Source organism: Kitasatospora sp. NPDC051914 (assembly GCF_040680995.1).
GTDB lineage: Bacteria > Actinomycetota > Actinomycetes > Streptomycetales > Streptomycetaceae > Kitasatospora.
On record NZ_JBFAXX010000051.1, the window covers coordinates 33212 to 60205 of the forward strand.

Consider the following 26994-nt stretch of genomic DNA (forward strand, 5'->3'; position numbering starts at 1 on the left):
CCACCGGTGCGCCGGGCGCCACCCGCACGAGCGGAAGTCGCCACCGTCACACCGATCAGGACCGAGAGCGCCCACAAGGTTGGGCGCGGGCAGGTACGTTGGGGCAGGGGCCCCACCGGGTGCGCGACCGACCCGAGTACCGGCCCATTGCACGAGGAGGCAACGTGACCGACACCGCAAGGGCGCGCAAGCTCGCCGACCGCATCCAGGTGGTCGTCGCCGAGACCCTGCAGCGCCGGATCAAGGATCCGCGCCTGGGCTACGTGACCATCACCGACGCCCGGGTCACCGGGGACCTGCGCGAGGCCACCGTCTTCTACACCGTCTACGGTGACGAGACCGAGCGGCAGGCCAGCGCGGCCGCGCTGGAGAGCGCCAAGGGCGTGCTCCGTTCGGAGGTCGGCCGGCAGACCGGGGTCCGCTTCACGCCGACCCTGACCTTCGTCGCGGACGCGCTGCCCGACAACGCCAAGAACATCGACGACCTGCTCGACCGGGCGCGGCAGTCGGACGCGGCGGTGCGCACCGCCGCCGCCGGCGCCACGTACGCCGGCGACGCGGACCCGTACCGCAGCCCCGCCCGCGACGACGCGGACGAGGACGAGTAGGCATGACCGGCGAGCCGACGGCGGCCGGTACCGCGGGGGCGGTCTCCACCAGCACGGTGGAGCCTGCCCTCGCGGTGCTTCCGGGGCCACGCAGCGAGGTCTCCGGCCTCGAACACGAGTGGCAGCGCGTGGTGGCGGCGATCCGGCAGGCCACCACCGTCGACCTGATCTGCCACATCAACCCGGACGGCGACGCCCTGGGCTCCGCGCTCGCCGCGGGCCTGGCGCTGCGCTCGCTCGGCCACCGCGTCCGGGTCTCCTTCGGCGACGACCCGCAGATCGTCCCCGAGTCGCTGTCCTTCCTGCCCGGGCAGGAGCTGATCGTGCCCGCCTCGGCCGTCCCCGACGTGCCCGAGCTGGTGCTCTGCTTCGACGTCGCCTCCGAGGGGCGGCTCGGCCTGCTCCACGACAAGGCGTTCGCCGCCCCGGTCATGGCGGTCTTCGACCACCACGCCTCCAACCCCGGCTTCGGCACCCACCGCCTGATCGACCCGGGCGCCCCGGCCACCGCCGTCCTCGTCGACGAGCTGCTCCGCCGGCTCGGCGTGCCGCTCGACCAGTCGCTCGCCACCTGCCTCTACACCGGCGTCGCCACCGACACCGGTTCGTTCAAGTACGCCGCCACCACGCCGGCCACCCACGAGCTCGCCGGACGGCTGCTCGCCACCGGCATCCGGCACGACCTGATCTCCCGTCAGCTGTGGGACACTTCCTCCTTCGGCTACCTCAAGGTGCTCGCCGGAGCCCTCGGCCGCGCGGTGTTCGAACCGGACGCGGCCGGCGGCCGGGGTCTGGTCTGGACGTGGGTGCCCTACGAGGAGCTCGCCCTGTTCGGCGTCACCGTCGAGGAGATCGAGGGCCTGATCGACGTGCTGCGGCGCCCCGCCGAGGCCGAGGTCGCCCTCGTGCTCAAGCAGGACCCGGACGGCACCCTACGCGGCTCCTGCCGCTCCAAGGGCGCCGTGGACGTCGCCGCGGTCTGCGCCGAACTCGGCGGCGGCGGACACGTCTACGCGGCCGGCTTCGCCGCCCGCGAGGACGCCGAGACCGTGGTGGCCCGCTTCCGGGCCGCGCTGCCCGGCTGACCCCGCCCGAACACCTTCCGAAGAAAGATCCGATGAAGCGCAAGGGAACAGCTGCTGACGGCCTGGTCGTCGTCGACAAGCCGGAGGGCATCACCTCGCACGGGGTGGTCGCCAAGCTGCGGTGGCTGGCCGGCACCCGCAAGGTCGGCCACGCCGGCACGCTCGACCCGATGGCCACCGGCGTGCTGGTGCTCGGCCTCGAGCGGGCCACCCGCCTGCTCGGCCACCTGATGCTCACCAGCAAGACCTACGAGGCGACGATCCGGCTCGGGCAGACCACGATCACCGACGACCGCGAGGGCGAGATCACCGCCTCGGCGGCCGCCGACGGCGTCACCCGGGAGGCGATCGACGCCGGGATCGCCGCGCTCACCGGCGACATCCTGCAGGTCCCGTCGAAGGTCTCGGCCATCAAGATCGACGGCAAGCGCTCCTACGCCCGGGTGCGCGAGGGCGAGGACTTCGAACTCGAGGCCCGGCCCACCACCGTGCACTCCTTCACCGTGCACGAGCAGCGCTCCGCCCTCGCCGAGGACGGCACCCCGGTGATCGACCTCGACGTGACCGTCGAGTGCTCCTCCGGCACCTACATCCGCGCCCTGGCCCGCGACCTCGGCGCCGCGCTCGGCGTCGGCGGCCACCTCACCGCGCTGCGCCGCACCAAGGTCGGCCCGTACGGCCTGGAGCACGCCCGGACCCTGGAGCAGCTGGAGGAGAAGCTCGAGGTGCTGCCGATCGCGGAGGCCGCCGCGGCCGCCTTCCCGCGCTGGGACATCGACGCCGAACAGGCCCGGCTGCTCTCGCACGGCATGAAGCTGCGCGCCCCCGGCCTGGGCGTGGACGGCCCGATCGCCGTCTTCGACCCGGAGGGCCGCTTCCTCGCCCTGGTCGAGGAGAAGGGCGGCAGCGCCCGCCCGGTCGCCGTCTTCGTCGGCTGACACCTGCCCCGCAACCCCGACAGGGCGTCTTCACGGCACGTGGGTGGCCGCTCCAGGGGCGCTACCCACTCACCCGGACGGGCGAGCGCGCGAGGTGAACCGGTGTCGTGAACGGCGCGTGCACGGTGGTGCGAGGTTCGGTGGGGGCAGACTGCCCGCGGCGAGAACGGCGGCCGCACCGGCCGCCGACCGACCCGGCGGGAGGGCAGCGCGGATGGCGGGCAGACACCAGCCGGGGGCGGCAGCACGACAGCGGCCGCCCGACCCCGGGGACGCACTCGTCGCGGTCCGCGACAGCGCCGGACTCCACCGCGGCCTCGGCTTCACCGCCGACCCGCAGGGCACCGTCGTCACCGCGTACGAGGTCGCCGAAGGCGCCGCCGGGCTCGTCCTCCACCTGCCCGGCGGCACCACCCGCACCGTCCCGCCCCACGGCATCGAGCTGCTGCCCGCCCACGGACTGGCCGTGCTGCACCCCGCCGGGGGCGGCCCGGCCGCACCCGCCCTGCCGATCGCCCCGGACACCGGCGCGCCACCCCCGGAACGCCCCCTGGCGCTGCTCGGGCCGCCCGGCGCCGGCGGAGCGGCCACCCTGCCCCCGGTCACCGCGGCCGGCCGCTGCACGGCCGTCCAGCCCCTCCGGGACAGCTTCAAGGCCGTCCCCGGCGCCCTGCTGCTCGACCTCCCGCCCGGCACCGCCGACCCCGGCACGCCCGTACTGGACACCGCCACCGGGGCCGTCCTGGCCGTGCTCGCCCCCGCCCTGCGCGGCGACCGGCCCGGCACCACCGCCGCCGCCGCGCTCGCCGGCGAGGGCCTGCAGGCCCTGCGACAGCGCAACGCGGAGGGTGTCCCCTGCCACGGCACCGCCCTCAACCTCGGCGGTGTCCTGCAGCTCGCCGCCGTCCGGCTCGGCACCGCCGGCGCAGGCCACTCCCGGATCACCGACCTGGCCGCCGACCGCACCGACCGCGCCGACGGCCTCACCGGCGAGGAGCCGCCCGACCTCCTGACCGTCCTGCTCGGCACCGCCGGCAGCGGCCGCAGCACCGAACTCGCCGCCCTCGCCGTCCGCCGCACCGGCGCCCGCCACCCGCTGCCCACCCTCTGGCTGCGCGGCGCCGACCTCGCACCGGACGACACCTCGCTCGCCGGCGCCGTCGGCCGCGCCCTCGCCCGGGCCGCCGCCCGCCTCGGCGTCCCGGCCCCCGTCCCCGAGGACGCCGCCCGGCTCTGCGCCGACGCCGGCCGCCCCCTGCTCCTGCTGCTGGACGCCCCCGAGGAGGCCCCCGCGGCACCCTCCGACACCTGGTGGACCCGGACCGCGCACTGGCTCGCCGACCACCGCGTCCGGCTGCTCACCGCCTGCCGGCCCGAGACCTGGGAGCACCTCGCCGCCGTCCTGCCCGGCAGCCGGCCGATCGGCCTCGGCCCGCTGCCCGCCGACGCCGCCGACCGGATCGCCCGCCGCCACGGCGTCGACCCCGCGGCCCTCGCCCCCGCCGACCGGACCCACCCGCAGGCCCTGCGCACCGCCGGCGACCTGTGCGCCGCCGGCCTCACCGGCACCCCGGCCGGCCGCGGCGAGCTGTACGCCGCCCACCTCGACCTGCAGTGCCTGCGGATCGCCCGCCGGATCAGGGCCGCGGAGGACCGCCGCCCCGGCGCCCACCGCCGCGGCGCACCCCCGCCCCGCGGCGAGGACACCGGCCGGCTGCGCCGCACCGCCGCCACCGTCGCCGGACGCGTCCACGAGGCCGCCCGGCTGCTGCTCGGCGCCGGCCACACCGGTCTCACCGGCGCCGACTTCGACCGGCTGTTCCCCGCCGACGGAGGCTGGGGCGCAGCCGTCCTCGCCGAGGGCCTGTTCGTGCCCGCCGGGGACGGCCACCGGCTCGCCCACGAGGACCACGCCGACTGGCTGCTGGGCCGCCACCTCGACCTCGACCGCGCCCTGGATCTGCTCCTCGGCCCGACGGGGGAGCAGGCGGGCGGCGCCCCGGTCGACCACGACGGCCACGGCGTGCCCCGGCACCGCGTCGGCCCGGTCGCCGCCGCACTGCGCCGACTCGCCGAGAGCGGCGAGCGCCGGGCCCTTGACGAACACCTGCACCGCCTGCAGCACACCCTGGAGACCGCCCCGCCGGGCTCCGACGCCTCCTGGTGGGCCGCCCGGCTGATCACCGACGTGGTGCCCGCCCTGCCCCGGCCCACCGACCACCGCGCCCTGCTGGAACGGCTCGCCCGGCACGGCGGATTCACCCCCGCCTGGTGGTCGACGCTGCCGCTCGCCCCGGCGGACCGGCTGGACCTGCTGCGCCGGCTGGTGCGCACCGACCCGCCCGGCGGCCCCCACCGCGCCGCCGCCGAGGCCCTGCTGGCGGCCGACCCGGCCGCCGTCCAGCCGCTGCTGTGCGCCTGGTTCGCCGACACCGGCCCGCTCGCCGACGGCACCGGTGCCACCGTCGCCGACCTCGCGCACGACCTGCTGTACGCCCACCGGCGGCTCGCCCTCGACGAGTTGGCGGACGCCCTGGCCGCCGCCGCCCACCCGCGCGCCGACGCCCTGCTCGCCCGGCTCGCCGAGGACGAGCCCTCGGCGCTCTGCCGCGCCGTCGACCGCTGGGCCCACGACCCCCGCCCCGAACGGCACGTCGCCGCCGCCGTGCACGCCCAGCGCACCGCCCCGCACGCCGGCCCCGCCGGGCAGCGGCTGCTGCGCTTCGCCGCACTCGCCCTGCTCGCCCGCGAGAACGAGCCCGCCCTGCACGGCGCCGCCCTCGCCCTGCTGCTCCGCGACCCCGACGACCGGGCCGCCCACCTGCCGCGCGCCCTCGAGGCGTACGCCGCCGACGACCGCTTCGTCGGCGCGGCCGCCCTCGCCCCCGCGCTGGCGGACCACCCCGAGGAGGTGCTGGCGGCCGTCCGCAGCCGTCTCGCCCGGCCCGCCGCGCCGGTCGCGGACGGCCTGCGGCTGCTGGCAGGCGCCGCCGACCCCGGGACGGTCCGCGAGGGCGTCCTGCTCGCCGCCCGCCAGCTGCGCGAACACCCGGAGCGCGCCGGGCAGTTGGCCGCCCACCTGGAGGTCCTGCTGGCGGCCGGGCACGATGCCCGCCCGCTGCTCGCCGAGGTCGTCGCCGCCCCCGCCACCGTCCGCAAGGTCTTCGCCCCCGTACTCGCCGCCCAGGACGGCCCCGACGGCCCCGACCGCGACGCCCTGCTGGACACCCTGCTCGCCGCCGAGCGCGACCCCGGCGTCCTCGCCGCCGTCCTGGACCGCCTCGCCGACGGCTGTCCCCGCACCGCCCCCGAGCGGGCCCGCGAACTCGTCCGGCGGATCGCCGCACGCTGGCCGGAGGCCGACACCGCACTCGTCCGCGCGGCCGGGCGGACGGCCGCCTTCGCCCGGCTGCTCGCCGACTGGCCCGACACCGCGCCGCCCCCGCCCGAGGGCCCGCTGACCGCCCGGCTGCGCGCCCTCGCCGCCGCCGGACGCGACCCGCAGTACGCCGCGGCCGAGGCCGAACGCACCGGCCGGGGCGCCGAGGCCATTCCGGTGCCGAAGCAGGGACGGGCTCATGGCACGCTATAGGGGTTCGGGTTGAGTGTTCGAGCGCCTCCCGAGGCGCGGCAGAGGGACAAGGAGCGGTCAGGTGCAGCGCTGGCGTGGCCTGGAGGAGATCCCCGGGGACTGGGGGCGCAGCGTCGTCACCATCGGATCGTTCGACGGTGTGCACCGGGGCCACCAGCTGATCGTCGAGCGGGTGGTGGCACGCGCCCGCGAGCTCGGCGCCAAGTCCGTCGTGGTCACCTTCGACCCGCACCCCAGCGAGGTCGTCCGGCCGGGCAGCCACCCGGCCCTGCTCGCTCCGCAGCCCCGCCGGGCCGAACTGATCGAGGGGCTCGGCGTCGACGCGGTGCTCGTCCTGCCGTTCACCCTCGAATTCTCCCAGGAGTCACCGGAGTTCTTCGTCCGGTCGGTGCTGGTGGACGCGCTGCGCGCCAAGGCCGTGGTCGAGGGCCCGAACTTCCGCTTCGGCCACCGGGCCGCCGGCAACGTCGCACTGCTCGCCGAGCTCGGCCGCGCCGACGACTTCGAGGTCGAGGTGCTCGACCTGCAGGTGAGCGGCGCCGCCGGCGACGGCGAGGCGTTCTCCTCCAGCCTGTGCCGCCGGCTGGTCGCCTCCGGCGACATGGCCGGCGCCGCCGAGGTGCTCGGCCGCCCGCACCGGGTCGAGGGCGTGGTCGTCCGCGGCGCCCAGCGCGGCCGCGAACTCGGTTACCCCACCGCCAACGTGGAGACCGTGCCGCACAGCGCCGTCCCCGCCGACGGCGTCTACGCCGGATGGCTCACCGCCGACGGCGAGCGCATGCCGGCCGCCATCTCGGTCGGCACCAATCCGACCTTCGACGGCACCGCGCGCACCGTCGAGGCGTACGCCATCGACCGGGTCGGCCTCGACCTGTACGGCATGCACGTGGCCGTCGACTTCCTGGCCTACCTGCGCGGCATGGAGAAGTTCGACTCGATCGAGGCCCTGCTGGAGCGGATGGCCGACGACGTCAAGCAGTCCCGCGAGCTCACCGACACCGCAGGCTGACCGGCCCGGACGCACCGCAGGCCCCCGACGTCCGGCGTCGGGGGCCTGCGGCGCTCCCGTCACTGCTGCGGCGGCGGGTAGCCGTACCCGGGCGGCGGGGGCTGCTGGCCGTCCTGCGGCGGCGGGTAGCCGTACCCCGGCTGCTGCGGCTGCTGCCACTCCTGCGGCAGCGGCTGCGCGCCGGGCTGGGCCGGCGGCTGCTGGCCCCACCCGGGCGGCGGGGCCTGGCCCGGCTGCGGCGCCCACGGCGCGCCCGGCGCGGGCTGGCCCGGGTAGCCGTAGCCCTGCTGGGGCTGCTGCTGCGGGTGGCCCGGCTGCTGCTGCGGGTACGGCTGCTGCTGGGGCGGCATCTGCTGGCCGTAGCCCTGCTGCTGCGCCCAGGCGGCCTGCTGGGCCTGCTGGGTGCGGGCGATGTCCTCGCCGACCAGGGTGGCCAGCTCGAAGTACGCGTCGCGGACCTTGGGCTTCATCATGGCCAGGTTGACCTCGGCACCGGCCGCCAGGCTCTCGTCGAACGGCACCACCACGACGCCGCGGCAGCGGGTCTGGAAGTGCGCGACGATGTCCTCGACCTTGATCATCTTGCTGGTCTCGCGGACCCCGGAGACCACCGTGATGCTGCGCTGCACCAGATCGGCGTAGCCGTGCGCGGACAGCCAGTCGAGCGTGGTGGAGGCGCTGGAGGCGCCGTCCACGCTCGGCGTGGAGACGATGATCAGCTGGTCGGCCAGGTCGAGCACACCGCGCATCGCGCTGTACAGCAGACCGGTGCCGGAGTCGGTCAGGATGATCGGGTAGTGCTGGCCGAGCGTCTGGATGACCTGGCGGTAGTCCGAGTCGTCGAAGGTGGTGGAGACCGCCGGGTCGACGTCGTTCGCCAGGATCTCCAGGCCCGAGTGCAGGTCCTGCGAGGTGAACTGGCGGATGTCCATGTAGCTGCGCAGGTGCGGGATGGCCGTCACCAGGTCGCGGATGGTCGCGCCGGTCTGGCGCTTCACCCGGCGGCCGAGCGTGCCGGCGTCCGGGTTGGCGTCGATCGCGATGACCTTGTCCTGGCGCTCGCTGGCGAGCGTCGCACCCAGCGAGGTCGTCGTCGTGGTCTTGCCGACACCGCCCTTGAGACTGATCACCGCGATCCGGTAGCAGCTCATCACCGGCGTACGGATGATCTCCAGCCTGCGCGCCCGGTCGGCCTGCGCCGCCTTGCCGCCGAACTGGAACCGCGGCTGCTGCCGCTGCGCCTTCGGCTGGCCGCGCAGCAGGCGGTCCGAGGACAGCTCGACCGCCGCGGTGTAGCCCAGCGCGGCACCGTGCGCCATGCCCTGCTGCGGGCCCGGCTGCTGGAACGCCGCGGGCGCCTGCGGCACCCCGCCCTGCTGCGGGTACGGCTGCTGCTGCGGGTACGCGTGCGGCTGCGGCCAGCCGCCCGTCCGCGGATCGACCGGCGGACCGGGCACCGGGGCGGGACCGGGCTGCGGCGCAGGACCCGGGCCCGGCTGCGGCGCGGGGCCGGGCACCGGGGCGGGACCGGGCACGGTGGGCGGCACGGCCTGCTGCTGCGGCCACGGACCGGGCTGCGGCGCGGGAGCGGGACCCGGCTGCGGCGCGCTCTGCTGGAACGGCGGCGGGCCGGGCGGGCCCGGCGGCACCGGCTGCTGCGGCGGGGCGTACGCAGCGTTCTGCTCGGGCGCGGGCGGCCACGGCTGTGCCACCTGCTGCTCCGGGGCCGGCGCCGGAACGGGCGCGGGCGGGGGAGCGACCGGAGCGGGAGCCGGCTCGGCCGACTGCAGCTCGACCGCGGGCTCCGCCTCGGCCGCGACCGGAGCAGGAACGGGAGCGGGAACAGGGGCCGGCGCGGGAGCGGGGGCCGGCTCGGCCACCGGCGGCGCCGGTGACTCCTCCGCGGCGGGCGCCACCGGCTCCGGCGACGGCACCGGAACGGCCGGCGGCTGCTCGGCCACCGGTACGGGAGCAGGAGCCGGGAGGGGGACGGGCTCCGCGGCCGGCGCGGGAGCGGGCGCCGGCACGGGCGGCTGCGCCACCGGGGGCTCGGAGGCGACCGGCGGCTGCGGCACGGCAGGCGGTGGCGAGGGGGCGGGCGCGGGTGCCGGCTGCGCCGGCGCCGCGCTCTGGGTGTACCAGGACGGGGGAGCGTAATCGGGCTCGTCCGACCAGTCGTCGTCGTCCTCCGCCGCGTTGTCGCCGACGTAGACGCCGTCCCGATCGCTGCTCACTGGGGCTCCCTCGTTTTCGTCGACGCTGTTCGCGGTGGTCGGGCTACAAGACTAGGACGTGATCCGCGGTCACCTGAAGGCGGTACCGGCTGCCGGACCACGGCGGGCACGGCAGATCGTCGCACCGGGAACCGTCCAAAGGGTGAACGCCCGACGCGCGGCCTCTGCCTCCCCCGTCCCCGGTCGTGACCGCTCGAAACGGTCGCGGCCGACACGGGGGTCCGTGCCGGCCGCAGCGGGTACGGACACCGTCCGTGCCGTGAGGTGCTGTCAGTCCATCCGGCGGGGGCCGCCCAGCAGCTGGGCCTCGGCCTCGACGGGGTTGGTCATCACGTACTGGCGGCGCATCCGGGTCGCCCACAGGGTGATGTTGTCGCCGAGCGTCGGCAGCGCGGCGACCTCCTGGTCGCCGAGCGACAGGATGCGCGAGACGGTCTCCGCCTCCTGCGGCGAGACGCGCTGCACACCCACCAGGTCGGCCGAGTTGAGCACGCGGCTCGCGTTCGGGCCGAGGTACGGCAGCAGGGTCAGCGTGGTCTGCCAGGGCGCGGCCGACAGCCGGCTGCGCGAAGGACGCGCACCGAGGTCGCGGATCACCAGCACCGGGGACGCCACCGAGGCGCCCTGCGGGCCGAGCCGGCCGACCTGGTGGATCGTCACGCAGGGCTGGCCGCCGCCGGCGGCCTGCGCCATCGGCGCCCAGGCCTGCGGACGGCCGGTCTCCACGGCCACCCGGGCGCCGGTCGCCGCCGCGCGCAGGGCGATGACCTGGGCCGTCCACATGCCGCCGACCAGCACCACGTCGTAGGCGTGCGGGCGGAACAGGCCGATCACCGCGGGCTGCTGCTGCGGGTCGACGCCGATGACCACGCCGTCGTCGCCGACCGGGAAGGACAGCGCGCCCAGGTCCTCGGTGGTGAGCACGTGCTTCTCGCGCTTGGGGCCGCGCAGCCCGAAGCCGGGCCGGATGCGGACCGGCCGGGCCTGCTCCGCGGCAGGCTGCGGGGCCTGGGTGGGGTAGGACTGATAGGCCATCAGGACGTCCCTCCCAGGGGCAGCGTGGCGAGCAGGCCGGGCGCCTGCTCCAGGTCGAGGCGGGTCAGGCCGACGCCGGCGCTCTGCGCGCGCGACTCCACCAGGCGCCCGACCTGGGCGACCTCGCTCTCGCTGCGGCCGGTGACCCGGACGTGGCCGCTGACGGCGACCGAGCCGCCGGTGCCCCGGCTGGCCGTCAGGCTGAAGGTGCTCGCCAGTGCGGGCGTGCCGGTGACCAGGTTGACCATGTCGGGCGCGGAGATCCGGCCGGGGGCGCCGCCAGGGCGGCTGAGCTGCGGCCACTTGGAGATCCAGAAGGTGCTGTGCCAGCGGTCGTCGATCCGCCAGAACTTGCTGCTCTCCTGGGTGCGGCGGGCGGCCGTCCCGCCGCCGCCGCTGCCCTGGCGGCCGGCCACGGCCACCGGGTTGGCGCAGATCGAGATGGCCAGGGCGGCGATCAGCTCCTGCTCGTCGAGCACGGTGGCGGTGAACCCGGCGGCGTTGAGCCGGCCCGCGAGCTGGTCGGTGACGCGCTGGAGGGTCTTGCGGGCGCCCTCCTCGCCGCCGCCGCGGGCGAGCACCGCGGTGGACGAGGTCTCCGGGTTGAGCTTGAGCGCGACCCAGGTCAGCCGCAGCGCCGGGGTGGCGGGGCCGTCCTGCAGCTGCTGGTAGGCGCGGGCGGCCAGCGACTGGTCGGGCAGGTGCGGGGCCGGCGCGGGCTGGGTGTGCTGCACCAGCTGGACGGACTCCAGGGAGATGTCGTCGACCTGGAGCGCCGAGCAGACGATGTCGAGCGGCAGCGGCAGCGCGGTGCGGGCCGGGCGCAGCGGCTGGTCCTTGGCCTGCACCAACAGCACGGAGGTGTAGAAGGTGCCGTCGCCGACCATGCCGGTCTCCCGGCGCATGGGCCGGCCGTCGCCGAGGTCGGTCTCGGTGACGTGGGTGCAGGTGCGCAGTGCGGGCTCGACCTCCAGGGCGGGGGCGAGCGCCGGGTCGGTGCCGGGCGGCGGCACGTTGTACTGCGCCTCCTTGCGGCGGGCCTTCAGGGCCGACCGGATGCGCAGCGCCTCCGGCAGGGTGCGGCCGCCGAGCGGGAGCAGGGCCACGATCGCCAGCAGCACGGCGGGCACGGCGAACGCGCCGGCCATGGCCGGTGCGATCGTCCAGCCGACCGCGACCAGGGCGGCCGCGACCTCCAGCATCACCAGCTGCTGCAGCTGGAGCCGGCGGCCGAGCCGGCCGGGGCGGGGGTGGACGCGCAGCGCCACCGGTGCGGTCGCGGGCGCCGCGGACCGGGCCCGACGGCCGCCCGGGTCGGCCCCCCGGCCTCCCGGCCTGCGGCCGTGCGAGGCGCTTCGTCGAGCTGGAGCGGTCTGGCTTGGCATCCCCCGATGGACCCTCTCTGATCAGATGTCACGGCCCGGCCGACCGGGCGGTGAACCCTACCCGTTACCGTACTCACCGTCTGCTGCGGCATCGTAGAGGGTTCAGCGCGCGCGGTGCCCGCCGGGTGGCAGACTCACGCACGGCGAACGTGCGTTGACGGTCGTACAGGCGCCGTACAACAGGGGAGACGGGGACGAGCATGGCATCACGCAGGGACGAGCTGAACGCGTACAACTTCGCCCGGCGGCGGACGGTGGGCGCGTTCCTGCAGCCCGGCGGCGGGGGCAACGACGAGGACGCGCCGCGCCCGGTGCGGGCGGTGCTGCCCAGCTTCGTGGTGGCCGCGGTGGTCGTGGCGGGCTTCGGCATGTGGGGCGTCATCAAGCCCAGTGCCCCCAAGAACTGGGACGACGGCAAGAACATCATCCAGGGCAAGGACTCCACGACCCGGTACGTGGTGCTGGAGGACCCGCAGACGCACGAGAAGGTGCTGCACCAGGTCCTCAACATGTCGTCCGCCAAGCTGCTGCTGCCGGCCGGTTCGAAGGTCGTCCAGGTCGCCGACAAGGTGCTCGACAACTACAAGAACCACGGCGCCACCATCGGCATCCCGTACGCGCCGGACAAGCTGCCGTCCTCCGCCGACGCGGGGGAGGCGAAGAAGTGGTCGGTGTGCGACCGCCCCGGTGTCGACACCAGCCAGGTGAGCATCAACCAGGCGGTGTTCGTCGCGGCGGGCCAGGACGCCAAGGTGCTGTCGAACCCGGCCATGGTGCTGCAGGAGGGCCAGGGGCTCTACGTGCAGGCGCCGCCGCTGCGCAAGGGCGACGAGGGCAGCAAGTTCCTGGTCGACATGAACGGCGTGAAGCACGCGGTCGGCAAGACGGACCTGGAGGGCACCGATCGGAAGGCGCTGGAGTCCGGCCTGTTCGGCGACGGGGTGCAGCCCCAGCAGGTGACCAAGGCCTGGCTGGACACCCTGGAGAACGGCGAGCCGATCGTGTTCCCGCAGATCAAGGACCTGACCAGGACCAAGACTCCCTCCAGCGTCCCGCTCAGCAACGCGCAGGAGCGGTTCGTCGGCCGGCTGCTGGTCTTCCAGAACACGTACTACGTGGTCGGCAAGGACAAGCTGTTCGCGGTGACGCCGTTCCAGGCCGAGGTGATCCGCAACTTCCCGGATCTGCAGGTGGCGTACGGCGGCGCAGCCACGCCGAAGGCCGCGGAGATCTCGCCGAAGGACAACGCCGAACTGGCCCCGCTGGTCGACAAGTCCATGCTGGACACCGGCGACCTGCCGGACGCCAAGCCGCAGCTGCCGCTCAACGTCGGCCCCAAGGGCACCCGTTCGGTGATCTGCAGCACCTTCGAGGGCTACGACAAGGGCGTCGTCAAGCGCACCGTGTGGGCGCACACCGACTATCCGGCGAAGGTGTCGCTGGGCTCCGCGAGCGCCCATGTGACGCCCGGTCACGGCCTGTTGTACCGCGCGGTGGACGGCCAGACCGGGCCGGGCGCGCAGGACAGCTCCGGCACCACGTTCCTGATCACCGAGACCGGGCTGCGCTACTCACTGCAGGCCAACAACGACGGTGGCAACGGGCCTTCGCCGGCGCCGAGCGCCGCGCCGCAGCAACAGCAGCAGGGCAACGGCGAGGAGAACGGCGCCCAGGCCCGGCTGGGCTACAAGACCGTGGTGCCGAGCATGGTTCCGCTGAGCTGGTCGGTGCTGGTGCCGGCCGGCGGTTCGCTGAGCACCAAGGCCGCGGAGACCGCCCAGACCGCGTGACGTGCCGTCAGGGCGGTTGCGTGGCGGCCGTGTCATGGTCTGGTAACTACCGGCACTCCGGTGTTGGGTGACTTGCGCTTGGCGGCTACAGTGCTGGGGACACCGCAACGTGGTGTCGACGGGTAGGCCGTACCGGCACTACCCGAGGATGAATGTCAGTCTCATGGGGGACGGTGGATCATGGCTGGTCAGTTCAAGACGACCGCTGAGGAAATGAATGCCTTCGCCAACCGCATCGGCGAGGTGAACGCGCAGGTCCAGGGCGAGATTCAGCGGCTCAACTCGCTGGTCGACTCGATCAAGTCGGGCTGGCAGGGTGCGGCGGCGCAGGCCTACCAGCAGATGCAGACCCGCTTCAACGAGGACGCCACGGCGCTCAACAAGGTGCTCGACGAGATCAAGCAGGCGATCGAGGCGACGACCAAGCTGTACGCGCAGACCGAGCAGGACCAGCAGTCCTCGATGACCGGCGTCGGCGGCTCTTTCTGATCCTCGCGGGTCCGTACGGCCTCGGCCGTAAATCGGCCCGCGTGTCGGGTCGCGCCGATTCCATCGACTAGGAGACACCATGTCCGACCACATTCTCGTCAATTTCTCCACCATCCAGAGCTCCGCGTCGGAGATCCGCCAGACCGCCCAGCGCATCCAGTCGCAGCTGGACGAGCTGAAGGCCGGCGTCCAGCGCATCGCCGCCAGCTGGGAGGGTGCGGCCCAGCAGGGCTACCAGGCCCGCCAGGCCGAGTGGGACAACAAGGCCGCCGACCTGCAGCAGGTGCTCGGCCAGATCGCCACCACGCTGGACAACGCGGCGCAGAGCTACCAGGCGACCGAGTCCAAGAACGCGGGCGTCTGGAGCTGAGCCCCCGCCGCCTCGCGGCGCGGCATCACTGATGTGGGCGGGCGTCCGACGGGCGCCCGCCCACCGCGCGTGCAGACGCGCACGGCATCCGGAGCATGAGGGGAAGACAGGTGTCGTTGGGTACGTTCCGCAGGGCGGCCGCCGCGTCCGTGGTGCTGGGGGTGGTCGGCTCGTTCGCCGCGGCCCCGGCGTACGCGGCCACGCCCACGCCCTCGCCGTCGGCGTCGCAGGGCTCGGCGCTCTGGTCGCCGATCGGCATAGCCGCGGCCGGTGAGTGCAAGTTCCCGTCCGACAACGTGCAGGGCACGCCGTGGGCGCTCCAGCGGGTGCTGCTCAACGAGCTCTGGAAGGACGGCCGGACCGGCAAGCTGTCCAAGGACGTGCCGGGCCGGAAGAAGGGCGACCCGGTGAAGGTCGCGGTGATCGACACCGGTGTGGACGACCGCAACCTGCAGCTGCAGGGCAAGGTCTTCGCCGGCGGTTCCTACCTGGTCGACAAGCAGAGCAACCAGAAGCCCGACGCCAAGACCGACACGGTCGGCCACGGCACCAAGGTGGCCGGCATCATCGCGGCCAAGCCGATCGCCGCGACGGGGTTCGTGGGGCTCGCGCCGGACGCGGTCATCCTGTCCTTCAAGCAGAACGACGACCAGGGCAGCGGCTCGGTCGAGAGCCTGATCACGGCGATCAACGACGCGGTGAAGCAGGGCGCCGACGTCATCAACATCTCGCAGGACGTCCGGGCCGAGGGCGACAAGGCCGACTTCACGTTCAAGGACCAGCTCGAGGCCGCGGTCCTGGCCGCGGACAAGCAGGGCGTGGTCATCGTCGCCTCCTCCGGCAACGACGGCCGCGAGGGCGACACCTTCCCCGCCGCCTTCAAGAGCGTGCTGGCGGTCGGGGCCTCGGACCGCAACAACGAGCGCGCCCCGTTCTCCGAGTACGGCGAATTCGTCGACGTCGCCGCGCCTGGCGTGGACATGCTCTCCACCGTGCCGGCCGGCGGCCAGTGCGTCGACAACGGCACCAGCTTCTCCGCGCCCTACGTGGCCGGGGTGGCGGCCCTGCTGAAGGGCGCCTACCCGGACTGGACGGCGGCGCAGATCTGCGCGCGCATCGAGCAGACCGCGCAGCGCAACCAGCGCGGCCCGAACAAGTTCATCGGCTGGGGCGTCGTCGACCCGGTGAAGGCCGTGCAGAGCGGCGACGAGCAGGCGAGCGAGGCCCACGAGGACCCGAAGGTGGCGCTCGACCGGGTGCCGGTCGTCGCGCAGCCGCTCGGCCTGGCGGAGACCCAGGCCGACCGGGACCGCCGGACGGGCACCTACGTGCTGGGCGGCGGCGTCCTCGCCGTGGCGGCCCTGGCGGGCGGTTCGGTCGTCCTGCGCGACCACCGCCGCCGCCACGAGGGCTGAGCCCCGCAGCGCCCGTACGACGCCGTCGGCCCGGCCCCGCAACGGGGGTCGGGCCGACGGCGTTCGCGGTGTCCGGGCGGGTCAGACCTGCTCGTCCTCGGGCAGGGTGATCACCCAGCGCTCGGCCTGCCGGGGGCGCAGGTAGAACAGCCAGTACAGGCTCGCCACCACCGTGATGCCGCCGGTCCACAGCAGGGCCTGGGTGTCCAGCTGGGTCAGCAGGTAGGCCAGGCCGACGGTCAGCAGGACGGGCAGCGCCGGCCACAGCGGCTGGCGCCAGGCGGGGGCGTGCTTGTGGTGGGCGCGGCGGGAGAACAGCGCGGCCACGGCGACCAGCAGGTAGAGCGCGGTGACCGCGACGCCGGTGATGTTGGTCAGCTGGTCCTGCGGGACGAAGCAGAGCACCGCACCGGGGACGCCGACCGCCAGCGTGGAGACCCACGGGGCGCTGAACCGGTTGAGGGTGCCGAAGGCGCGGTTGACCGGCTCGGGCCAGGCCTTGTCGCGGCCGGAGGCGAACAGCACCCGGGAGTTCTGGATGACCATGACGATGCCGGCGTTGATGATGGCCAGCGCGACGCAGAGGCTGATGAAGGTGCCGACCGCGGAGTTGCTCCAGCCGGTCACCAGGTCGGAGATGTTGCCGGCGCTCAGGGCGGCGAGGTCCGGGGCACCCATGGTGATGGCGACGACCGGGAGGATGATGATGACGACCGACAGGGCCAGCGTCCACAGCACGGTGCGGGCGACGTTGCGGCGGGGGTTCTCCAGCTCCTCGGAGAGGTAGATGGCGGTGGAGAAGCCCTGGGTGACGAAGAGCGCGGTGCCCATGGCGGCGACGATCGCACCGAGGCCTACTGCGCTCGTGGCGCCGTCCGTGACGACCGAGCCGTGGAAGAGGCTGCTCGCGCCGCGCTCGGCGTGGCCGAAGCCCAGGAAGGCGACCACCGCGGCGGCGATGACCTCCAGGACGAGGAAGATGCCGGTGATCCAGGCGTTGGCGCGCAGGTCCAGCAGGCCTGCCACGGTGGCGGCGATCATGACGGCGGCGCCGGCCCAGCGGGCGTCCATGTGGACGATGGGTGCCAGGTAGTCGGCGGTGCCGATCGCGATCAGCGAGGGCACGATCATCACGACGATGAGCGACTGGACGAACACCAGCCAGCCCGCGAAGCGCCCGGCCAGGGTGCCGACCATGGCGTACTCGCCGCCGGCGCTGGGGACGAGGGTGCCGAGCTCGGAGTAGCAGAAGGCCACCGCGATGCAGATGAGCGCGCCGATGGCGATCGACATGGCGGTGAAGGTGCCGAGCGAGGAGAACAGCTCCGGCACGATGACGAACAGCGAGGACGCCGGGGTCACGCAGGAGAGCGTGAGCAGGGTTCCGCCCACGACACCGATCGAACGGGTGAGCTTCTTGGGGGTGCCCGTCGCCGCAGTGGGTTCGGCTACGGCGAGTGGCGGGCGAAGCGTGTCGGTCATGGGGCATCCGATCGGCTGTGCGGGGCTTGGGGGGAGGGAGCGGTATCGCCTCCGATGGGCGCTGGGCGGCCTTGTGTCTCGTCGCTCCCGGATGGCCATGGAAGCGCGACGCTTTGCTTGCGTCAACGCGCGATCTGCTACGGAATCCGTTGCACCGAGCCGCATAAACATGCGAACTGTTGATGCCGTGTGGCAATTCTCACCTTTGTCCGTCTTGTCAACTCGGGTGGGTGAAGATTGAATCAAAGACAAAATTGCGATTTTTATCAAGGAATCAAAGGTTGTGAGCCGTTTCACTCCTCGGGCTGAAGGCGGACCTCTCGGGGCCCGGGCGGCGCCCCGACCGGTACGGGAACCGCAGCCGGCGCCGGCAAAAAAGTAGATAACGTTCTGGCACCGTCCACGGCCTGGGACGCCGGAAGGGCCGGACTCCGAGGAGTCCGGCCCTTCCGGTCACGCAAGGTCACCACCGCGGGGCGGTCACGGGGCGGGCAGCCATCCCGTCTGCACCGTCTGGCCGGAGGCGATCCGGCGGGAGACGAACACACCGCGGCCCGGCGGCAGCGGCTGCGGCTTGACCGTGCCGAGCAGCGCACCCTCGTTCTTGTCGCCCGAGAGCAGCACGCCCTGGCCGCCCAGCTCGCGCATCCGCTGCATGACCGGCTCGAACAGCGAGCGGCCGGCACCGCCGGCGCTGCGCGCGATGATCACGCGCAGGCCGATGTCGCGGGCGAACGGCAGGAACTCGGCCAGCGGCGCCATCGGGTTGCCCGAGGAGGTGGCGACCAGCTCGTAGTCGTCCACGATCACGAACATGTCCTTGCCGCTGTACCAGCTGCGGTTGCGCAGCTGCTCCGGCGTGACGTCCGGGCCGGGCAGGCGGCGCGAACAGGCGCCGCGGAGCATCTCCACGGCCGCCGACATCGCGGGCGCCGCCGCCGAGTACTCCACCAGGTACTCCTGCGGCACCACGCCGAGCAGCGAGCGGCGGAAGTCGCCGACCACGATGCCCGCCTGGTCCGGGGTGTACCGCTCGGTGATCTGCTTGATCAGCATCCGCAGCAGCGCCGACTTACCGGACTCGCTCTCGCCGAAGACGATGAACAGCGGGTCGGTCTCGAAGTTGACGAAGACCGGCGCGAGCTCGACCTCGTCCACACCGAAGGCCACACCCAGCTCGGGGTGCTCGAAGCCCTTCGGCAGCGCGTGGCCGTCCAGGACGGCCGGCAGCATGCGGACCTGCGGGGCGCGCGGCCCCGTCCACGCGGCGTCGATCTGTGCCACCAGGTCGGCCACGCCGTCCGCCAGGTCCTCCGTCCCGGACGAGCCGTCCAGGCGCGGCAGGCCGGACAGGAAGTGCAGCTTGGCTGCGGTCAGACCGCGGCCGGGCGAGCCCGCCGGGACGTTGACCGCGACCTTGCGGTCGATCTCCGACTCCATCGAGTCGCCGAGGCGCAGCTCGGTGCGGTTCTGCAGCAGGTCCTTGAGGGCTGGCCGCACTTCCGCGTACCGCGCCGCGGTGACGATCACGTGCACGCCGTAGGTCAGACCGCGCTGCGCGATGTCGTTGATGACCGGCTCGAGGACCTCGTACTCCTGCTTGAAGGTCAGCCAGCCGTCGATGATCAGGAAGACGTCGCCGAACTGCTCGTCCGGCAGCTGGCCGGCCGCGCGGCGGGAGCGGTAGGTGGCGACGGTGTCGATGCCGGCCGAGCGGAACAGCTCCTCGCGCCGGTTGAGCACACCGTGCACCTCGCTGACCATGCGGCGCACCTTCTCGACGTCCAGGCGTCCGGCCACCCCGCCGACGTGCGGCAGGCCGGCCAGCGCGCCGAACGCGCCACCGCCGAAGTCCAGCAGGTAGAACTGCACCTCGACCGGGGTGTGCGTGACCGCGAACCCGGAGACCAGGGTGCGCACCATGTTGGACTTGCCGGACTGCGGACCGCCCACGATCAGACCGTGGCCGGCCGCGCCCGAGTAGTCCTGGTACATCACGTCGCGGCGCTGGTCGCGCGGCTTGTCGACGATGCCGACCGGCACCACCAGGCGGCCGAGCGCGCCGAACTCCGGCGAGGTCAGGCCGCGCTCCGCGGTGACCTGCAGCGGCGGCACCAGGCCGTCGATGCTCGGCGCCTCCTCCAGCGGCGGCAGCCACACCTGGTGGGCCGGCGGGCCCTGGCTGATCATGCGCTGCACGAACACGTCGAGCATGGTGTCGAGCAGCGAGTCGTCGATCTCCTCGACCTCCTCGAACACCTCCTCGACCACCGGCTCGACGACCGCCACCTCGGCGGCGGTGAACAGCACCGGCTGCGCGGTGATCACCTGGCCGCCGCTGGTGCGCTGCTGGCCTGGCGGACGGTAGGGGCCGGAGACGTACGCGGCCCGGAAGCGCTCCATGACGTCGGAGCCGAACTTCAGGTAGCCGACACCGGGGATGGGCGGCAGGTGGTAGGCGTCCGGCACGCCGATCGCGGCCCGCGACTCGGCGGCCGAGAAGGTGCGCAGACCCAGGCGGTAGGAGAGGAAGGTGTCCAGACCGCGGAGCTTGCCCTCCTCCAGCCGCTGCGAGGCGAGCAGCATGTGCATGCCGAGCGAACGGCCGATGCGGCCGATCTGGATGAACAGGTCGATGAAGTCCGGCTTGGCGGTGAGCAGCTCGGAGAACTCGTCGATGATCATCAGCAGCGAGGGCAGCGGGTCCAGCGCCGCACCCGCCGCACGGGCCCGCTCGTACTCGTTGATGTTGGCGTAGTTGCCCGCCGCCCGCAGGAGCTCCTGGCGGCGGTTCATCTCGCCCTCGATCGCGTCGCGCATGCGGTCGATCAGGGTCGCTTCGCCCTCGAGGTTGGTGATCACGGCCGCGGTGTGCGGCATCTCCGCCATGCCGGCGAAGGTGGCACCACCCTTGAAGTCCGCGAGGACCAGGTTCAGCACCTCGGAGGAGTGGGTCACCGCGAGCGCCAGCACGATGGTGCGCAGCACCTCGGACTTGCCGGAGCCGGTCGCGCCGACGCACATGCCGTGCGGGCCCATGCCCTGGAGCGAGGCCTCCTTGATGTCCAGCCAGACGTACTCGCCGTTCTGGCCGACACCCAGCGGCACCTTGAGCTTCTCGGCCATCGGGCGCGGCCGCCAGTGCCGGGCCGGGTCGAAGGAGCCCGGGTCGCCGGTGTTCATCATCTCGGTGAAGTCCATGGACACCAGCGACGGGTCGCCGTCGTCCCCGCCGGCCGACACCCGGAACGGGGCCAGCTGGCGGGCCAGCGCCTCGGACTGCCAGGCGGACAGCGTGTCCGGCCGGCCCGAGTAGGACGCGCCGGAGGCGGACTCCAGCAGCAGGCTGTCCTTGCCGACCGTGACGACCAGGTGGCCGCTGGGCTCGTCCAGGTCACCGGGGACGACCTCGATGACGGTGACGCCCTCCACGCCGTCCGGGCCGGCCAGGACCGAGTCGTGCGGCACCGAGGCGCCGTCCATGACCACGATCAGGTGCGGCTTGTCGGCGCTCGGCACGTTGTCCCGGGAGAAGCCCTTGCGGCCCTCCAGCTCCTTGGCGAGCAGTTCCTCCAGCTCGCCGAGGCCGGTGGCGATCAGGCGGCGCGAACCGGCGCCGTCGTTCTCCTTGCGGTGCTGCGCGTGCGGCAGCCACTTCGCCCACTCCCACTCGTCGACCGCGCCCGGGGCGGCGGCGACGGCGACCATCAGGTCGTCCGGCGAGTGCAGGGTCGTCAACTGGGCGATCATCGCCCGGACGTTGCCGTACACGGTGTCCGGGTCGCCGCACACCGTGATGTGGTAGAAGGCGCGCAGCGAGACCGCCAGCGGCAGGTCCTGCAGGGTGCCGTGCGACTTGATGAAGGTGCCCATGGCCTCGGCGGCCATCGGCTCCAGCTCGTCCATCGGGGCCGTCTGCGGCGCGACGATCGGCGTCGACAGCTGCTGCGGCCCGGTACCGAGCCGCACCTGCGCGAAGTCCGCCTCGGTGGGCCTGCGTTCCCAGAGCCGGCGGCCCTCGGCCACGATCGACCACAGCTGGTCGGGCTCGGGGTGGGTGAACAGCAGCGCACCGCGCTGCCGCTCCGCCGTGCGCCGCACCTGCCGGCGCATCTGCTGCAGGTACTTGAGGTAGTCCCGGCGCTCGTCCGCGGTGCCGGCGTTGCCGCCGCGGCGCGCCTTGACGATCTGCGCGACCGCCATGCCCGCGGTCGAGGCGACCATCAGGACACCCATGATCTTCATCGGGCCCTGGGCGCCCGGGGAGAAGAAGAACGCCGCCGAGCCGCCCATGCCGAGCAGCGGCAGCAGGGACATCATCCAGTCCTCGCCGCCGGCCCGCGGCAGCTCCGGCGGAGCCACCAGCTCCACCGGCTCGTCCGGCACCGGCGGCGGATACGCCCGCGGCGGACGCTTCACCGTCACGACACTCATGCGGCCGCCCCGCTCCGCCCGGCGGCCGCTGCGCGGAACCCGGACCTCTTGACGGTCCGTTCGCTTCGCTCGCTCACTGGCACCAACCCTCACGCACACCGATTACGTACGGGTGAGGGCGCCCCGTGCGATGACGCCGCCCCCGCTCCGCCGACCGCAGACGCAATCGAGGGTGCTGCACCAGCCGGGCCCCCGTACGCCTTGCGCAGGGGCCGATCCTACTGGGCAGCGGCGACGGTTCGACCACGGGGTCAGCTGAGGAGATTTCCGGTACGAAGCGTCGAATCTCCTCCACCAACGGCACACCGTTGCACGGCATTTCACCGCCCCCCGCGAGGGGGTGGGAATTCGGGCGGGGTACCCGGGGACATCGCACCTCCGGCGGGCGGTAGGGTAACGCCGCGCCAACTCTGGCCGCGACCGTGTCAGTTCCGGTCGGGCCGGGAGAAGGGCGACGGGAAAGCAAGAGCTGACGAGCAGGCAAATCCGACAAGGGGGAGCGCCGGTGAGCGAGCACAGCGAGCGGACAGGTCAGAGGTGCGCGGTGTGCCACGCGTCCTCCGGGCTCGTGGAGGTGACCGCATGAGCGCCGGCGCAACGACCGGTTTCTGCCGGGTGACCGTCGTCGCACCGGACAGCCGGATCGACGTCGCACTGCCCGAGGACGTGCCGCTCGCCGACATCTACCCCGAGGTGCTCCGCCTCACCGGGCAGACCCAGGTCGACGGCACGCCCACCGGGTTCCACCTGGTGCGCCGCGACGGCACCGTGCTGGACAGCGGCCTGCCGCTGGCCGCCCAGCAGGTCCGCGACGGTGACCTGCTGAGCCTGCGCCCGTTCGCCGAGTCGCTGCCGCCGGCCGTCTACGACGACGTCGCGGACGCCATCGCCAGCGCCGTCGAGGCCGACCGCCGCTTCTGGAGCCCCGACCTCATGCGGGCCTTCGGCCTGACCGGGGCCACCCTGCTGCTGGCCCTGCTCGGCTTCGCACTCTGGTTCTCCGACCTGCGCCACGACATGCACGGCCTGCCCGGCATCCTCTCCGGCGTGACCGCGGTCGTCCTGGTGACCTTCGCCGGCGTCCGCGCCCGGGTCTACGGGGACCACGCCGCCGGCCTCGCGCTCGGCCTCGGCGCCCTGCCGCACGCCCTGATCGCCGGCTCCGGCGCGGCCCCGGTCGGCCACGTCGGCGACGGCCCCGGCCGCCTGCAGTTCCTGATCGGCTGCGTCGCAGTGCTCATCGTGTCCGTGCTGCTGGTCGGCCTGCTGCCGGAGAAGGACTCGGTCTTCGTCGCCTCCTCCTTCCTCGCCGCCGCCGGCACCCTGGCCACCTTCGCCGCCGTGCTGCTCGACGGCACCCCGGCCACCCACATCGCGGCCGTCACCGGCGTCGCCGCGGTCGCCGCAGTCGGCTTCCTGCCCGCGCTCTCCGCCCGCTTCGCCCGGCTGCCCGTCGGGTTCAGCGCCCCCGGCCAGACCCGCACCCGCGGCACCGCCTACGGCGAGGAGAGCAGCCGCTCCGAGGCCGTCCAGTACGAGCGGATCGCCCACCAGGCCCGCCGCGGCCACGAGGTCCTCGTCGGCCTGGTCGGCGGCTGCGCGGCCACCGTGATCGGCGCCTGCGCCGTGCTCGGCTTCAGCAACTCCACCTTCGGCGAGCTGCTCGCCCTGGCCGTCGGCGTCTCGACGATGCTGCGCGCCCGGCTGTTCCGCTACACCGCGCAGGTCTTCAGCCTCACCGTCGCCGGCCTGGCCGGCCTCGGCCTGCTGATCCTCGGCCTGTCCCTGCACACCCCGCTGTTCATCCTGGAGCAGATCCAGCAGGGCGGCACCGACACCTCGATCGACCTGCGCACCGTGTGGCTGTCGGCCTCCGTCGCGGTCGGCGCGGCGCTGCTCACCGCGATCGCGCTGGTCGTGCCCCGGCTCGGCGTCTCCCCGTTCTGGGGCCGCATCCTGGACATGGTGGACAGCCTGATGCTGATCTCGCTCGTCCCGCTCGCGCTGGCCGTGCTCGACATCTACGCACTGGTCCGCGGCGCCACCAGCTGACGCCGCCGCACCCGCTCCCGCGCCCGCCGGCGCCCCGTGCAAGGGGACGCCGGCGGGCGCTGGTACGCTTGGTCAGTCCGAGTTCTGTCAGATCCTGTGTCGTCTACCGGGATCACTCGGCCACCCCGAAGGAGATGCCGTGGCTCTCGCCGCCGACGTCAAGAAGCAGATCATCGCCGAGTTCGGCCAGAAGGAGGGCGACACCGGCTCCCCCGAGGTCCAGGTGGCCATGCTCTCCCGCCGTATCTCGGACCTGACCGAGCACCTGAAGGCCCACAAGCACGACCACCACTCCCGTCGTGGTCTGCTGATCCTGGTCGGCCAGCGCCGCCGCCTGCTGCAGTACCTGGCCAAGAAGGACATCGAGCGTTTCCGTACCCTCGTCGACCGCCTCGGCATCCGCCGCGGCGCCGCGGGCGGCGCTCGCTGACACCGCTCCGTGGGGCGGCTCCCCTTCCCGGGGGGCCGCCCTTCGGCGCATCCGCCGCAGGGAACTGCCGCGGAACACCCCCGGAGAATCGCTGCCGCACGCGTGGTAATGGCGAGCTCTGTAGGGTGTGAATTTGTAAGGTGAAGGGCATGCCCGGTTAGGTGCCCGGCCGCGCGTCACGCGGACGGCACCGGGCAGCACCCATCGCCCTGCGCGGGCCGCAGGCCTCAAACGGAGGCCGCCCGCATCCGGGGAGCGTCCGCACGCGACCGCCGACCAGGCAAGCCGAGAGGCGCCGGTCCTCGGTAGTGGCCGCCGGGAGTCGTCGACAGACGCCCGGGGGCTTCGATCGAAGACCGGCCCGCAGGGCCTGACGGGCGGACGCTGGGGGACGCTCCACCGGAGACGTACGAAAGAGGAGATCTTCCAGGTGGAAGAGAACGTGTTCTACGCCGAGGCCGTCATCGACAACGGCAGCTTCGGCACCCGTACCATCCGCTTCGAGACGGGCCGCCTGGCCCGCCAGGCCGCCGGCTCCGCCGTCGCCTACCTCGACGACGACACCATGGTCCTGTCGGCCACCAGCGCGTCCAAGCAGCCGAAGGAGCACTTCGACTTCTTCCCGCTGACCGTCGACGTCGAGGAGCGGATGTACGCCGCGGGCCGCATCCCCGGCTCGTTCTTCCGTCGCGAGGGCCGGCCCTCCGAGGACGCCATCCTCACCTGCCGCCTGATCGACCGCCCGCTGCGCCCGTCCTTCGTCAAGGGCCTGCGCAACGAGATCCAGGTCGTCGTCACCGTGATGGCGCTCAACCCCGACCACCTCTACGACGTGGTGGCCATCAACGCCGCCTCCGCGTCCACCCAGCTCGCGGGCCTGCCCTTCTCCGGCCCGATCGGCGGCGTCCGCGTCGCGCTGATCAAGGGCCAGTGGGTCGCCTTCCCGACCCACAGCGAGCTCGAGGACGCCGTCTTCGACATGGTCGTGGCCGGCCGCGCCCTGCCGGACGGCGACGTCGCGATCATGATGGTCGAGGCCGAGGCCACCGACAAGACCATCAAGCTGGTCGCCGACGGCGCCGAGGCCCCGACCGAGGAGATCGTGGCCGCCGGCCTCGAGGCCGCCAAGCCGTTCATCAAGGTGCTCTGCGCCGCCCAGGCCCAGCTGGCCGCCCAGGCCGCCAAGCCGACCGGCGAGTTCCCGGTCTTCCTGGACTACCAGGACGACGTGCTCAACGCCCTGACCGCCGCGGTCAAGGACGAGCTCGCCCAGGCGCTCACCATCGCCGGTAAGCAGGAGCGCAACAACGAGCTCGACCGCATCAAGGCGATCGCCGCGGACAAGCTCCTCCCGGACTTCGAGGGCCGCGAGAAGGAGATCAGCGCCGCCTACAACGCGCTGACCAAGAAGATCGTCCGCGAGCGCGTCATCAAGGACAAGGTCCGCATCGACGGCCGCGGCGTCACCGACATCCGCACCCTGGCCGCCGAGGTCGAGGCCATCCCGCGCGTCCACGGCTCCGCCCTGTTCGAGCGCGGCGAGACCCAGATCCTGGGTGTCACCACGCTGAACATGCTCCGCATGGAGCAGCAGCTCGACACGCTCTCCCCGGAGACGCGCCGCCGCTACATGCACAACTACAACTTCCCGCCGTACTCCGTCGGCGAGACCGGCCGCGTGGGCTCGCCCAAGCGCCGCGAGATCGGCCACGGCGCGCTGGCCGAGCGGGCGATCCTGCCCGTGCTGCCCACCCGCGAGGAGTTCCCGTACGCCATCCGCCAGGTCTCCGAGGCGCTCGGCTCCAACGGCTCCACCTCGATGGGCTCGGTCTGCGCCTCCACCATGTCGCTGCTGAACGCCGGTGTGCCGCTGAAGGCCCCCGTCGCCGGCATCGCCATGGGCCTGATCTCCCAGGAGATCGACGGCGAGACCCACTACGTGACGCTGACCGACATCCTCGGCGCCGAGGACGCGTTCGGCGACATGGACTTCAAGGTCGCCGGCACCCGCAACTTCATCACCGCCCTCCAGCTCGACACCAAGCTGAACGGCATCCCGGCGTCGGTGCTCGCCGCCGCGCTGAAGCAGGCCAAGGACGCCCGCCTGCACATCCTCGACGTGATGAACGAGGCCATCGACACTCCGGACGAGATGTCGCAGTACGCCCCGCGCATCATCACGATCAAGATCCCGGTGGACAAGATCGGTGAGGTCATCGGTCCCAAGGGCAAGATGATCAACCAGATCCAGGAGGACACCGGCGCCGAGATCACGATCGAGGACGACGGCACCATCTACATCGGTGCCTCCGACGGCCCGGCCGCCGAGGCCGCCCGCACCACGATCAACCAGATCGCCAACCCGACCATGCCCGAGGTCGGCGAGCGCTACCTGGGCACCGTGGTGAAGACCACGACCTTCGGCGCCTTCGTCTCCCTCATGCCCGGCAAGGACGGTCTGCTGCACATCTCGCAGATCCGCAAGCTCGCCGGCGGCAAGCGCGTGGAGAACGTCGAGGACGTGCTCGCGGTCGGCACCAAGGTGCAGGTCGAGATCGCCGAGATCGACCCGCGCGGCAAGCTCTCCCTCGTCCCCGTGATCGAGGGCGAGGAGGGCGGCGAGGCCGCCTCCGAGTGACGCAGCCC

17 protein-coding genes are annotated in these 26994 nt (G+C 73.4%); 12 read left to right on the forward strand and 5 right to left on the reverse strand.

The window, feature by feature from the left end; genetic code table 11:
* Positions 1-164 precede the first annotated feature (164 nt).
* From rbfA to AB0M03_RS28775, 5 genes are all read left to right on the forward strand, one after another.
* Positions 165-608, forward strand: coding sequence for a 30S ribosome-binding factor RbfA (rbfA, locus tag AB0M03_RS28755; protein WP_363496208.1), 444 nt, complete (start codon positions 165-167; stop codon positions 606-608).
* 2 nt (positions 609-610) lie between these two features.
* The gene (locus AB0M03_RS28760; RefSeq protein ID WP_363496211.1) at positions 611-1693 is read left to right on the forward strand and encodes a bifunctional oligoribonuclease/PAP phosphatase NrnA; all 1083 of its coding nucleotides are present in this window, start codon (positions 611-613) and stop codon (positions 1691-1693) included.
* 32 nt (positions 1694-1725) lie between these two features.
* A complete protein-coding gene (gene truB / locus AB0M03_RS28765; protein WP_363496214.1) occupies positions 1726-2631 on the forward strand; it encodes a tRNA pseudouridine(55) synthase TruB in 906 nt (301 codons plus the stop codon).
* Positions 2632-2845: 214 nt separating this feature from the next.
* On the forward strand, positions 2846-6223 hold the full coding sequence (locus tag AB0M03_RS28770; RefSeq protein WP_363496216.1) for a trypsin-like peptidase domain-containing protein: 3378 nt from the start codon (positions 2846-2848) through the stop codon (positions 6221-6223).
* A gap of 61 nt (positions 6224-6284) precedes the next feature.
* Positions 6285-7232: a bifunctional riboflavin kinase/FAD synthetase gene (locus tag AB0M03_RS28775; protein WP_363496219.1), complete on the forward strand. Its 948-nt coding sequence runs from the start codon at positions 6285-6287 to the stop codon at positions 7230-7232.
* A 59-nt stretch (positions 7233-7291) separates the two neighbouring features.
* On the opposite strand, the gene AB0M03_RS28780 is transcribed toward AB0M03_RS28775, so the two are convergent.
* From AB0M03_RS28780 to eccE, 3 genes are all read right to left on the reverse strand, one after another.
* A complete protein-coding gene (locus AB0M03_RS28780) occupies positions 7292-9466 on the reverse strand; it encodes a MinD/ParA family protein (RefSeq protein WP_363496222.1) in 2175 nt (724 codons plus the stop codon).
* A gap of 270 nt (positions 9467-9736) precedes the next feature.
* Complete coding sequence (locus AB0M03_RS28785; protein WP_363496225.1) at positions 9737-10501, reverse strand: hypothetical protein; 765 nt, start codon at positions 10499-10501, stop codon at positions 9737-9739.
* A complete protein-coding gene (gene eccE / locus AB0M03_RS28790) occupies positions 10501-11769 on the reverse strand; it encodes a type VII secretion protein EccE (protein ID WP_363496228.1) in 1269 nt (422 codons plus the stop codon). Before eccE ends, AB0M03_RS28785 begins: the two co-directional genes overlap by 1 nt.
* A gap of 317 nt (positions 11770-12086) precedes the next feature.
* Here eccE and AB0M03_RS28795 point away from each other — a divergent pair, with 317 nt between their 5' ends.
* From AB0M03_RS28795 to mycP, 4 genes are all read left to right on the forward strand, one after another.
* A complete protein-coding gene (locus AB0M03_RS28795) occupies positions 12087-13676 on the forward strand; it encodes a type VII secretion protein EccB (protein WP_363496231.1) in 1590 nt (529 codons plus the stop codon).
* 180 nt (positions 13677-13856) lie between these two features.
* On the forward strand, positions 13857-14165 hold the full coding sequence (locus AB0M03_RS28800) for a WXG100 family type VII secretion target (RefSeq protein ID WP_363496234.1): 309 nt from the start codon (positions 13857-13859) through the stop codon (positions 14163-14165).
* Positions 14166-14244: 79 nt separating this feature from the next.
* The gene (locus AB0M03_RS28805) at positions 14245-14535 is read left to right on the forward strand and encodes a WXG100 family type VII secretion target (protein WP_363496236.1); all 291 of its coding nucleotides are present in this window, start codon (positions 14245-14247) and stop codon (positions 14533-14535) included.
* 110 nt (positions 14536-14645) lie between these two features.
* Entirely contained in the window at positions 14646-15950 is a 1305-nt protein-coding gene (gene mycP / locus AB0M03_RS28810) for a type VII secretion-associated serine protease mycosin (protein WP_363496239.1), read from the forward strand.
* Between the two features lie 81 nt (positions 15951-16031).
* On the opposite strand, the gene AB0M03_RS28815 is transcribed toward mycP, so the two are convergent.
* Complete coding sequence (locus AB0M03_RS28815) at positions 16032-17432, reverse strand: APC family permease (protein ID WP_363496242.1); 1401 nt, start codon at positions 17430-17432, stop codon at positions 16032-16034.
* A 480-nt stretch (positions 17433-17912) separates the two neighbouring features.
* Positions 17913-21866, reverse strand: a complete 3954-nt coding sequence (gene eccCa, locus AB0M03_RS28820) for a type VII secretion protein EccCa (protein WP_363496245.1) — start codon at positions 21864-21866, stop codon at positions 17913-17915.
* A 582-nt stretch (positions 21867-22448) separates the two neighbouring features.
* Between eccCa and eccD the strand changes: the two genes are divergently transcribed.
* The 3 genes from eccD to AB0M03_RS28835 all read left to right on the forward strand — a co-directional run bounded on the left by eccD (position 22449) and on the right by AB0M03_RS28835 (position 26986).
* A complete protein-coding gene (eccD, locus tag AB0M03_RS28825; RefSeq protein ID WP_363496248.1) occupies positions 22449-23918 on the forward strand; it encodes a type VII secretion integral membrane protein EccD in 1470 nt (489 codons plus the stop codon).
* Between the two features lie 139 nt (positions 23919-24057).
* A complete protein-coding gene (gene rpsO, locus AB0M03_RS28830; protein ID WP_030274764.1) occupies positions 24058-24348 on the forward strand; it encodes a 30S ribosomal protein S15 in 291 nt (96 codons plus the stop codon).
* 430 nt (positions 24349-24778) lie between these two features.
* Positions 24779-26986, forward strand: coding sequence for a polyribonucleotide nucleotidyltransferase (locus AB0M03_RS28835; protein ID WP_363496251.1), 2208 nt, complete (start codon positions 24779-24781; stop codon positions 26984-26986).
* Positions 26987-26994: the final 8 nt, after the last annotated feature.